This is a genomic window from Prevotella conceptionensis 9403948 (assembly GCF_000312305.1).
Taxonomy (GTDB): domain Bacteria; phylum Bacteroidota; class Bacteroidia; order Bacteroidales; family Bacteroidaceae; genus Prevotella; species Prevotella conceptionensis.
The window spans coordinates 29,987-43,280 of the sequence record NZ_HE999446.1 but is presented as its reverse complement, the minus strand read 5'-3'; the positions used below and the strand labels follow the sequence as shown (position 1 = coordinate 43,280).

Sequence of the window (13,294 nt, the reverse complement as noted above, 5' to 3'; positions counted from 1 at the left end):
CTCTCATCAACTTTCAACCTCATGCCCCCACAAGCCCACCAACCCATCAACTAACATCCTCACACCCTCGCCAACTTTCAAGCTCATGCTCTCATCAACTTTCAACTTCACGCCCTCACAAGCCCACCAACCTATCAACTTACATTCTCACACCCTCACCAACTCTCAAACTCATGCTCTCATCAACTTTCAACCTCACGCCCCCACAAGCCCACTAACCCATCAACTTACTTCATCACACCCTCACCAACTTTCAAGCTCGTGCTCTCATCAGCCTACACGACACAACCTCGTCAATTCAAAATCTTAAATTATTTTTTTATCTTTACAATACGACTCTAAAATTTATCCCATTCTAGCGAAAATAGAGGTCAAAAAGTAGGTAAATCGACACTATTTATAGTCTTTCACGTCTTTCGAATTGTCCGTTTTTAAGCATACAACCTGCGTTTTGCACCATTTAGCCTTTCTAGTTTGCTTGCCAGCTCGTAATTTTTCATGCCCAATTACACGTTTTTAGACCCTAAAAACCCACTTTTTAACTGCTATTTCACTCTTTCCAGCTATGATTTTGGTGGCGATAAAGGGTTTTATTTATGCAATTGCTGTGGATATTTATGTTTTTCGTCTTGCGTTTAGCGGCATTTTGCACTGCGTTTTGCGCCATTTCACCTTGCGTTTTGCACCATATTGCACTGCATTTAGCGGCAAAACGCATTGTGTTTTGCTGCAAATCGACCAAAAATGGGTGTTAGTGGTGGTCGGTTTAAATAAAAATTCATTTTGCCTGTATGTGCAACTAACCCCTTTTTGCACCAAAATAAACCTCCGCGAGAATCGATTTTTTGCGGGAAGTTAGGCGATTGGTGGCGAAAAAGTCAGCCATAATGTTAAAATAATTACTGAAAACTGTACAAACAGGCTCGTCGCATGTACGCGTGCAAGGGCAACAGCTCTGAAATCGCGCGTATGCCTATCACTGGCAATACAAGCGCTTGCAGGGTATGCAGCCCTTGCGTTGGAACTTTGTTTTTGCTGTTACCACTGGCAATGCGTGTGTTTGTTGGGTATGCCACTCATGGCCAACAGAAACCTCATCGTGGAAATGCAGAACACATCCGCCTTTGACAGCTAGTTTTCTACCTGTTGAAAACACCCAAAGCCACAATAGACCATTGGCACGATTGAGGCTTATTGGCCGTTCTTTCATTTTTGCTTTGTTTCCTCTCTTTTTCACTGTGTATTTTAGGGGCATACGTCATCATATGGTTTAGCCTAAACCGATCGTTGGTGCCTGTGCCGATTTTGTTTGACAGTAGAGCGTATCGCCCGTCTTGTTCTTGACGGCGTAGCGGGCAGCGTACGAGGAAAAGGCAGACAAGGTGTCGACAAGCAAACGGAAGACAGGCAGGAAACAATGCAATCAACTTAAAATGTCTGATAAGCGGTTTAACTCGCCGATTGGGACTTAAGTTGATAAACATAATCTATGTGATGTATGTTAAAATAGGCGAAGGTGGTTAAATGTAGGAGAATAGTTGCGAGAAACAGGAAAACCCTGATGCTTTTCTACCGTCTTCTAAACGAATTATAACATAAAATAACGTCAAGAAATTTGTTTTGTTTGTAAAAACGTTTAACTTTGCAAAACATAACCGAATGCAGGCAATGCAGTTGCCCATTCTGCCATCCTTGTTGGAATTTAAGATGGCTTTCTGTGTCGGTGTTTGGCCAACAAACAAAAGAGAATGCCCACTATGCAAATAACGGGCATGCCATGAAATAAAGATTTGGAGAATTAGAGACGACAATAGCCCTTAATGGAGAATTAGGAGATTTGTACGCCTCGTCATTTGATACTAAGTTTAGAAAGATCATGAAACACAAAAGAAAGAAATATAAGTGTAGAAGGTGGAATCTATCGCCCCAATGGGTCTTGTCTAAGACGCGATTGGGTTCGAGGTACGCAATACTTCGAATGTGCTGCCATGAGCGGTGCGTTTGCTACAATTCGTAGAAGTTTCAAAAAAGGTCTAATAATCCATTTAAATCGCAAGAACATGAACACTTTTCGACTTTTATTATTGACGTTGTTTGTTGCAGCAATGCCAATCATGGGTTTCGCTTATACTGGCGGTCAAATTGTCACATTTAACCAATTATGGTACAAGGTGTTATCTCCCACTAGTCATACGCTGGCTTTCATAGGCACTAATGGTTTTCCTTCTGGTCCATTAACATTGCCTAACAGTGTCTTCGATGGCAAAGATGCTACGTTTACAATTACCGAGTTACAGTATGAACCTGGTTATGCCTGTTATGGAGTAACCGAATTAACAATTCCAGAGACGGTCAAGACAATTGGGGCGTTTAGTGTTCTTTGGGCTCCACTTATCAAAGTACATATCCCCCAATCGGTAACCAATATTTCCGAGAGTGCTTTTTGCTGTTTAAATAAAGCACCAAAATTTACCGTTGCATCGGGGAGCCTACATTTTGAGGCAGGTAGCGATGGTGCACTTTACTCAAAAGGGAAGACTAAGCTCTATTCAGTGCCCTCGGACGTACAATTGGCAGCTGGGGGCGTATATAATGTAGACAATAATGTTAAACGTATATGCATAGGTGCGTTTCTTAAAACCAACGGTCTAAAAAAAGTGGTGTTGCCCAATGGATTGCAGAGTATTGATATGGGTATGTTCACCATTGCTCCCACGTCCTCACTTGAAGCTTTTGAGGTCAGGCCAGGTGGTAGCACTCCTTTTTCGGCTGTAGACGGTGTGCTGTTTAAGGGAGATGAGCTTGTTTTGTACCCACAAGGAAAATCTACGCAGAACTACGTAGTTCCAAATGGTATCAAGAAGTTAGCGACCTATTCCATATCTGACAACGGACACTTACGAAGTATCGACCTGAACCAAGTTACCACGCTCCGTAATTCTGCCATATATAATGCATTGGAATTGACTTCGATAACAATCCCCAAAGACATTAAAAAGTATGGCAAGGTTCCTGGACAAGGACTAATGGAAGGTTGTTTCGAGTCGTGCCCAAAGGTTTCAACCTATTATGTGGCCAGCGGCAATACCGACTTTGTTATTGAGAATGGTGTTTTGTTCTCGGCAGATAAAACGCTACTGTACTGCTATCCGCCAAGTAAGCCGGGAAGTAGTTATGCTATTCCCAATAGTGTAACCCAAATTGGCAACAATGCCTTTCAAAATGCGCAATTCATCACCTCCATTCATATTCCGCAAAACGTAATAGTAATAGGTTCAAGTGCATTTCGCCAATTGAGTAACCTCTCAACATTAACTTTCGATGCTAATTCTAAAGTGAACTACATCTCTGATTTAGCTTTCAGAGGATGTTCGAAATTGAACGTGGTGACACTTCCCAAAGGTATAACCTCACTTGGAGCGGTGTTCTACGAATGTGAAAACCTGGAGGTTATCAATGTGCCCGCTAACTCTAAGTTAACCACTATCCGTTCGGGCGCATTCTCAACCAATAGAAAATTGAAGGCGTTTAACTTCATGGGCGAGTGCCAACTGAACAGAATAGGGGCCAACGTGTTCGCCGGCCTTAAAGAACTTACGGCATTTAGCATTCCCAAGTCAGTGGCCTACATTGATGCTAATGCTTTCATCGGATGTAAAAATCTAACAACCGTAACCTTCGATCCGAATGCTGTAATACAGAAAATAGGTGAAGGAGCTTTTGCCGACTGTGGAATAACCAACATCAAAATCCCCCAAAAAGTGGTGGAGATAGAAAGGGAGGCCTTTTTGAAATGCGAGGCCCTTACCACAATAAACATCACGAAAGCAACGACCTCTATCAGCCCGGAGGCATTTAAATACTGTTCCAGACTTACCGCCATAAACGTGGATAAGGACAACGAAGTGTATTCAAGCATTGACGGATACTTGTTGTCGAAAAACAAACAGGAACTAATGATATTCCCTCCAGGCAAGGCTAATGAGCGTTTCACGCTCTTACCTCCTTCCGTCATTAAGATTGGTGATTATGCTTTCTACGATTGCAAGAAACTGAAGAACGTGACTATACCCAATAAAGTGAAGCATATTGGTAAACGTGCGTTTGGCTTTTGTGACAATCTTAACACCATCACATTCCTTTGCGACGAGATAATACCTGCGGCCAACATTAGTCAAGGTGGCAATGATGCGGCATTCGATGCCGACAAAGGAGCGACAAAAAAAATGGGTAAGATTACCATTAACGTTCGTAAGAACAAGTTTGGTGATTATCAAAGCATCCCTTTCTACAAGAAATTTGCCTCGATACGTCCATCATTCACTATTTCCAAGGAAGAGTATATCCTTGTTTCGGAGAAGGCCGCGGCCATGCTCAGCACCGAGAACGCCGACCATACTTTCGTGCTTCCAACCGACTTCCACTATGGGGGCAAAAAATACGAAGTAAGTTTTATTGGCGACTATGCCTTCGAACATGTTTCGCCCAATGTAAAAGAGGTGGTGGTGAAGAAGAATGTTGAGTATATCGGAGCCAAGGCTTTCGTGACTACTGGAAATACTTTGAAGAACGTGTTCTTCATTGAGGGTAACCCCACTAAGGGAATGCTTAGCACTACTCGTTTCGATCTAGATGCAACAGGGGACAATTACAATGAGTTTGCACCCGACACTAAGATATATGTTAAGAAGTCGGCATACAATAAGTATAAGGCTGAATGGACCAAGACGCGCTACAACTCCGTTACAAAGCATGAGGAACAGAGCCCTTATAACTTCACAAATCAGATAGACTATCGTATAAAAGACGTGAAGATTAATACGAAGTATGCGACATTCGCTCGCGAATTTGATGTAGACTTCAAAGAATGTGTTACAGAGAACGGTTCGCGCGTGGCTGCATTCGTGTCTGGCTCGAAAGTGGTGTTCGGCAAGCCCGACTATGGGACGGCTACATATCGCATTCGTATGACGAGTATCGATTGCAACGGTGGTGTGAGCGATTCGTACGGCTACGTCCCAGCCAACACAGGCGTGCTGCTGAAAGTTATTGATAACAAAAGTACCACTAATGCCGATTTCTATTACACTATAGGAGAGAAAGACGATGTGCAGTACAGCATTGCCAATAATGTAATGAAAGGTGTTACGGTTAATGCCACCAAAGTGGTGCCCTTTGGTTCTGCACGTTACTATGTGATGCAAGGAGGGTCGTTCAGAAGGGTAACAGTACCCGTGAATAATTTCCCCGTACATAAGGCCTACCTTAAGGTGAATAAACCTGCCGGTGCCAAGCTGATACTACAATTTGACGACGAAGAGATTGCTGCCGACGAGGGGGAAACGGTTACTGGTATAGGCGGAGTAACAAACGACGAGAACGGTAAGGAGGACGACGCATACTATAACCTTAACGGACAACGTGTAGACAATCCGCAGAAAGGCATTTACATCCATCGAGGCAAGAAGGTAATCATTAAATAAAGTACATTGTAATGAAAAAGAGAACATACAGAAAACCTCAGGCCGGGTTAGTGAACTTGGATATTGAGCAGCTGATGATAGTAGCCAGTCCTGGTGTTGGTGGCGGCTACGATCCTGGAAAGCCCATAGAGGGCAAGGGGACAAACTGTTTCGAAGACGAGGAAGATACGAGCTTAGAACTAGAAAACGATCAAGACATTGGCGATTATTGGTAGACGATTGTGTCTTGCATGACTACACAAAAGTTCGTTCATGAGAAATGGTCATCGGCGTTTCGTTAGAATTGGGAAAGTTAATGGTTGGTCGAACAATCTCGGAATGAGGTGGCTATCGAGTTCTTTGACTTCGTTGAATTTAGTCTTATCGAACGGGGCTGTTAAGCGAGCCTTGTCCACTAGTGGACATGCTTGAGATTTGCAAGACTTCATAGGTAGAGCTTTCCAAATTCATATCATGATGGACCATAGCCACAAGATAAGGGGTTATAAAGGCGACAGCAATCTGGAAACGGACGGCATTCTATATCGTACCCCAAATGTCTTGACTTTGAAATGCTGTTTTGGGCATTTGATGAAGAATTCGACCACTTATCTTTCCTTGTAAAGATATGCAACTTCAAGAGCTGTAAGCTGCTTGGCTTTGGCGAGAAAAGTGAACTCATGTTCTTTTCCTCATCATAATGTCTTACAAACCTAAATGGTTGTGGGTGTTTCTCCCCAGGCGGATGGCATGAAAGTTTCACCTCGGCATCGGTCAACACGTTCTTTGGTGTGGCTTTTCCATCTGACTATCTTGTATTTCAATTTGGTCTTGGCTCTGACTACAGAAAAGGACTCTTTTAGATGTTGTATCCCATAGAGTTCCTTGGAGAATTCATAATCCCTGTCGTGTGTTTAGTAAACGTTTGGGGTGTAATGAATTGGAACCATTGTCGTAGAATCCATGCTTTGATGCAGTGGTTGCCGCGTAGAAAAATCGCATTTGAACCTCAATGTGATACGATACATGGGCTTTGGCACCGCCTTTTGTCTTTCTGAATCTTGCATATGGAAACGTAGAGAGGTGCAGGTAATGGTCGTTGGGTGAAATACCTATTTCTTTACTGAAATGTCCAGAAGGTTGGTTGAATGATTCTTGCAAGTCTCCTTCATCATGTAGAGGACGAAAATCTCGAAATCCTTGTGGTGGCGGCTCTGGTTTGCAGATGCCAATGTGACTTTGGCAATCGGCTTACTTCCTATACCAAGAAACTGACACTTGAATTGGTGAGATTTCAAAACTGCGACGGCACCTATCTGACTTTCATGATATGAGAGAGGTCCAAATATCATTGCAAATGGTTGGTCCCAACATTAGAAATGTTTCGCGTACTTGTCTCCATCATATTCGCAAACAAAATAATTGAAGGGGTTTCTGTCTAAATAACTTGCGAATTGAGAGTATACCTCTTGACTTTGATTCATTACACCACCCTGTTGAATTGGGTTGTAAAACTGCAAATTCAAAGCTGTAGACTTTCAGAAGAGCCTCTAAAAGACTGTAATCCAACAATTCCGAAGATCTGCCGATTCGTCTTAAGGTGACAGTGGTGGCGCGTATAATTTGCTCGCCTTGTGAAATTATCTTGTTTTGCGTTGGATGGCGCAGTGACTTGCCGCCCCCTGTAAGAAGGCAAAACCTGCAATCCGTGTCCATACACGCCAAATGGCCTGATGGATTTATAATATATATTGATACGTTTTACGTTGAAAATATCATGGGAAACAAATGTAAATGGGAGAATGATAATGATCTGGAACCTGTCTCTTCTCGAAGAAACAGAATAAGGAATTAAAGTGCTTGGTGTCCCCAAGGCTTTACCCATGGGGCATGGAGGGCATTCCCTCTACAGACCTAGGACTCACGAAGATAATAGAAGATAATTAATGGTACATCTTAAATACACACGAACATGAACACATTTAGATTTACATTTTTAGTATTGCTGTTTGTAACTATGCCGATTAGAGGCTTTTCATACACCAACGATCAAGTCGTGGTATTCGGCGACTGCTATTACAAGGTGGTTTCCGAGGAGAAACTAACTTTATCCTTTCTTGGAACGAAACCCACTAAGACAGGCGCATTGACTTTGTCCGCAAAGATTACCGACAATGAGGGATACGTCCTTACCGTTGTCGGGGTAGAGTTTAATCCACTTTACAAAAGTGTTGGTATTACTTCTGTGCAATTGCCGGAAACCATTGAATTTATCAAGATGTACGCTTTCCGCTGGGCTAAGCTATCTACCATGAACATTCCTAAAAAGGTGAAAACGATTGAACCAGGTGCATGGATTGCCCTTTTCTCTACACCCAAGTTCACCGTAGACCCATCAAACTCCTACTTCGAGAACGATGAGGATGGCGCTCTTTATACCACGGGCAAGAGGTCGCTCCTTTCCGTTCCGTCTAATGTTCCACTCAAGGGAGGGACGTATACCGTGAACTCAGATGTGAAGTATATCAACGCAGCGGCCATCCAAAACATTGAGGGGCTCACAAAGATTGTTTTGCCCAAGAACTTAGAAGGTACGTATGAAGGCTACCCTACAATTGCACCAATTAGCACGCTCGTCGAAATGGAGATTCCATCGGATGCACCACACTACAAGACTATCGATGGCGTACTTTTCAGAGACACGACACTCGTTGTGTACCCAATGGCAAAAGCGGATAAAAATTATACGGTGCCTAACGGAATTAAGGCTATTACAAGTTATGCTATATCAAGTAGTCGCTTTCTCGAATCCATCAGTCTTAATGAAGTGACAAGGCTGGTAGGATCGGCGATCTACAATGCCCCCAAGCTCACCACTATCACTTTGCCTAAAAAACTGAAACCATTCACCTACGAAACTGGCGATGGCATGATGGAAGGAGGTTTCGAGGCATGTCCGAATTTGACGGAATATAAGGTAGACCCAGGAAATGCCGACTTTGTTGCCGTAAACGGAGTGCTGTTCTCTAAGGATATGAAAACACTGTATTTCTACCCCGCCGCCAAAGCTGGTGCGAGCTATACTATACCCTCGACAGTGGAGCTAATCGCTAGACAGGCGTTTCAAGGTGTCAAAGGGATAACTACGATGCACATTCCTGCAAAAGTAAAGAACATAAACGCGATGGCATTTCGTGGCATGTCAAATCTCGAAAGGATAATCTTTGACGCGAACTCACAATTGGAGGATATCCAATATTACGCGTTTTGGTCGTGTAACAAACTGAAGGAAGTGACACTGCCAAAGTCGTTGCTCTACCTAAATGAGATTTTCTATGTTTGTACGGGTCTTGAAACCATCAACATTCCCGCAGGTTCGAAGTTGAGAGGCATTAAAATAAAGGCGTTCGCCACGAACACCAAACTTAAAGCGTTTAACTTTTTAGGTGACTGTGATTTGGAGAAGATTGAGAGGAACGTGTTTGCAGGTTTGAGCAATCTTCAGTCGTTTAAAATACCCAAGTCGGTGAAGACCATCGAGTCTAATGCCTTTATCGGTTGCACGAACATGAAGACGGTTACGTTTGATCCTAACGCAGATATGGTGGAGATAGGCGCAGGGGCCTTTGCCGATTGCGGCATCACCAGTATCAACGTTCCCAAGAAGGTGAAGAAGATAGAAAGGGAAGCTTTCTTGAGATGTCAGGCTCTCACGACGATAGACATAACGAAGGCAACAACCTATATCAGTCCTGAGGCGTTTAAATACTGCTCTAACCTTACAGCAATAAACGTCGACAAGGATAATAGCGTATATTCTAGCGTTGACGGATACTTACTATCGAAAAGCAAGAATACGCTGATGATATTCCCTCCCGGCAAGGCCAACAGTAAGTTTACACCTCTGCCACCATCCATCACCGCCATTGGTGAATATGCATTTTACGATTGCAAGAAACTGGAAAATGTCACCGTACCCAACAAGGTGATGTCTATCGGAAAGCGCGCATTTGGTCTTTGCGACAACCTTAACACCATAACATTCCTTTGCGATCAGATCATCAGCCCTATGAACATCAATCAAGAGCAGAATGAAGAATCTTTTGATGTAGACAAACCAGGACAAAAGAAGATGGGGAAGATCAAGATTAACGTGCGTAAAGACAAGTTGAGCGCATATCAAAGCGATCCCTTCTATCAAAAGTTCGCCTCGATAAACAGTTCGTTCCAAGCTGGGACGGAGGAGTATATAGCCGTATCTGAGAATGCCGTAGACTTGCTCAGCACAACCCGCAACGATCATACCTTTATCTTACCCACTGAAATCAGCAATGGGAGTAAGAAGTACGAAGTGAGCCTCATTGGCGACTACGCCTTCGAGAATGCTCCCAACAGCATAAAGGAAGTTGTGGTTAAGCAGAACGTAAAGTATATTGGGGCTAAGGCTTTCGTAAAGAACAACAGTAAAATACAGAGCGTGTTCTTCATCGAAAGCGAACCAACCAAGGAGATGCTCGGCACTACGCGTTTCGAACTTGATGCCACTGGGAAAAACTATAACGAGTTCGACCCCGACACGAAGATATATGTTAAGAAGTCGGCATACGACAAGTATAAAGCAGAATGGACCAAGACAGTCTATAACGACACCAAGAAGAGAGAGGGGTTAAGTCCCTTTAATTTCACATCACAGATAGACTATAAGATAAAGGACACACAGATTGAAACTAAATACGTGACTTTCGCCCGTGAGTTCGATGTTGACTTTGGCGACTGTGCCTCTAATGGAGGGGTGAATGTAGCTGCATTCGTCTATGGTAGGCTATTGAATGGATCAGGGGATTATGGTGGAAACACACCGCAACACATAAGAATGAAAAGCATCGACCAGCATGGAGGCGTTAGTGATTCCTACGCATACGTGCCAGCAAACACGGGCGTACTGTTGAAGATTCTTGGCTCGAAAAATAGCACCGGCGGTCTGTTGTATTACACCATCGGTGAGAAAGACAACGTTACTTATCACATCACGGACAATGTCATGAATGGCATAGAGGTGAATTCAAAAAAAGTAGACGCCAGTACAACTTCTCCCATTTATGTATTGCAAAAGGGTGTATTTAAAAAGGCAACAGCACCTATTCTCAACTTCCCCGTACATAAGGCATATCTGACTCTACCTTCTGGGGCTGCACCATCCAAGGAGTTGAAACCATGCTTTGACGATGACGAGACCACCAACATCGAAAACGTCACCACGAGTGAGGAAATGAAAGCCAACGACGTTTATTATAACCTGAACGGGCAGCGCGTGAGCAATCCGCAAAAGGGCGTATATGTACATAATGGCAGGAAAGTGCTTGTCAAGTAAAGACAAGGCTATGGAGAAGAAAACATACAAAAGGCCCCAGAGCCGAGAACATGTTTTTGCCCATAGAACAGCTGATGATTATTGCCGGCCCCTGAGTTGGCAGAGAGTATGATCCTGGCAAGCCCATAGATGGAAAAGGTTCTGATTTCTTCGATGAAAACGAAGACGAACTAATTAAGCAACAGGGCTACGAACCCACTTGGGGGTATTAGGCTACGAAGGCTCTTTTTCGTGCCAAACCTTCATAAAAAGATAGATTGTTCATGAGTAAACGAAATTTTATGGGCGATCGAATCACTTCGTTTGAAATAGGAAGGGCGATAAGTTTCATGGTTAAATGAATATTTATGGTTGATCGAATAGGGGAGAGTAACACTCCCCTATTCTCCTTTTGTGGCAGCGGTACACCGCTAAGATGTTCGATTTTGAGGGACTAAACCATACGAGTTATGAAATAAGGCTACCATGTGTTGAACATGTCTAAGGCGTAAGAGAAGAACGTTATTCGTTAGCTACCGCGTAGCATGGACGCAACGTTCCTCATCAGGAGTAACAGCCAGCGTGAATTGTTTATGTCAAATTGGCCATTAGAAAAAACACTTTCATCTTGTCGGAGAAATTGCTATATGGGTGCAAATGATTAATTCCAAACCAGTCATTTGTCCCAATTCAGTCGTTCGAACCAGCGCAGATTTTGTTTGCTTGCCGGCATCTTGTCGGCTTATTCTTTTGAAGGCGTAACGGGCTACTTTTAAGAGGATAAGACAGACAATATGCCCGCAAGCAAACGAAAGATGAACAGGCAGCGATGGGAATAACTTAAAATGTTTGATAAACGGTTTAATGAACAGGTTGGGGTTGAAAGTAAAGTGTAATGAGACGCCTCCCGTAATCGACAAAGACGTTAATGGAGAACGAACCATTTGCAAGCATACTGTGTTTTTCCAGCAAAAAAGAAAGATGTGTTCCTTAATGTCCAATTTGGGTTCATGCTTTCTGGTAAAAACGTCTTTCGTTACACTTGCTATTGGAGGAGATGGAAACAGCCTAAAAGAATTGATAAGCAGACTAACGACCGATTGAAATTTAAATTTAACAATTGAAGTCATCTAGACTTTTTAAATCTCGACAAATCGAGAGGAGTTTATTATCTTTGAAGTCGTCTTGACTTTTAATGTTTCTATAAATTGAGAGAAGTGCTTGACAAACCAACTCACTGGCTTATAAACTCACAAAAGTCCAACAACTCCCGAAGACCTCAACTCACAAATTCACAAACGCCCCAACTCCAAAGCCCATTAACCCAAAACATCATCAACTGAAAAGCTCATCAACTCAAGAACTAATCAACCCAAAAGCTCCCCAACTGAAAAACTCATCAACTCAAAAGCTTAAATCGTTATCTTTTATTTTACAGCATTGCTCTAGTTTTCGCTCCGTTCTAGCGAAAATATAGGCCATAAAGTGGGTAAATTGCCACTGTTTTTGATCTTTTACGGTTCCCAATATGTTCGATTTTAAGAAAAGGACCTGCATTTTGTACCATTTAGCCTTTCTAGATTGGTTGCCGACTCATTATTTTTTGCACCCAATTACCCACTTTTGGCCCCTAAAAACTCACTTTTTAACCACCATTTTGCCCTTTTTTGCCATGTGTTTCATGATTCTTAAAGGTTTTGTTTATACCATTGCGGCGCATATTTATTCTTTTCGTCTTGCGTTTAGCCGCATTTTGCACTGCATTTTGCACCATTTTACCTTGCATTTAGCATCAAAACGCACTGCATTTCGCACCAAAACGCACTGCGTTTAGCGGCAAATTGCACTGCGTTTTGCTGCAAATTGCAGTACATTTAGCCGCAAACAGCCTCAAATGTGGTACAAATGGCGGTTTCTTGAAATAAATATTCATTTTATCGTATCCACAGACCAACCCCTTTTTGCATCAAAACAAACCTTCGCGAGAATCGATTTTTTGCGACAAGGTGGGTGCTTGGTTGGTAAAAAGGGCACTCATAATGTTAAATTTCTTGCTGAAATATTGACAGATTATGGCGAGTTGACAAGTTAACAAGAAGACAAGTGGACAAGTGAACAAGTTGATTGTTCTTTTCTCGTTCCTCGAAAAGTGCGTTTTCTCGCCATGACAACGTCCGAGCAAGCTCGACCGTGTTCAATTGGCTTACTGAAAACGTTCTTTTCTCGTGTGTTGGCATAAACACGTCCACTTTTGACATAAGAACATAAGAAACATAAAGAAACGTTCTTTACTTTTTCCTCATTATGTGCCACTGACAGTCCGTTTTCAACTTGTAGCGAATGCACTGAATGGCCTCCGCCAGGTTGCTTTTAGTAACACAACAGCGTTTTGCCACAGACAAATGTGGCAAGATTACATTTTTTATTGTATCTTTGTCCAGTACTTCGTACATGAGAGGAGTGTTTGTCTTGGTTTTACTGC

At 42.7% G+C, this 13,294-nt stretch carries 4 protein-coding genes and 1 pseudogene; 3 read left to right on the top strand and 2 right to left on the bottom strand.

The window, feature by feature from the left end; genetic code table 11:
• The first annotated feature begins 2,114 nt into the window (after positions 1-2,114).
• From BN93_RS06410 to BN93_RS06395, 3 genes are all read left to right on the top strand, one after another.
• Entirely contained in the window at positions 2,115-5,483 is a 3,369-nt protein-coding gene (locus tag BN93_RS06410) for a leucine-rich repeat domain-containing protein (RefSeq protein ID WP_084768727.1), read from the top strand.
• A gap of 11 nt (positions 5,484-5,494) precedes the next feature.
• Positions 5,495-5,698 carry a hypothetical protein gene (locus BN93_RS06405; protein ID WP_019187511.1) on the top strand — a complete coding sequence of 68 codons (204 nt, stop codon included), beginning with the start codon at positions 5,495-5,497 and terminating at the stop codon, positions 5,696-5,698.
• Between the two features lie 1,736 nt (positions 5,699-7,434).
• Complete coding sequence (locus tag BN93_RS06395) at positions 7,435-10,833, top strand: leucine-rich repeat domain-containing protein (protein WP_394329928.1); 3,399 nt, start codon at positions 7,435-7,437, stop codon at positions 10,831-10,833.
• Between the two features lie 1,624 nt (positions 10,834-12,457).
• Here BN93_RS06395 and BN93_RS18940 read toward each other — a convergent pair.
• On the bottom strand, positions 12,458-12,586 hold the full coding sequence (locus tag BN93_RS18940; protein WP_262498740.1) for a hypothetical protein: 129 nt from the start codon (positions 12,584-12,586) through the stop codon (positions 12,458-12,460).
• 535 nt (positions 12,587-13,121) lie between these two features.
• Positions 13,122-13,265 (bottom strand): annotated as a pseudogene (locus BN93_RS18535) (IS5/IS1182 family transposase); the annotation flags it as partial.
• Between the last annotated feature and the right edge of the window lie 29 nt (positions 13,266-13,294).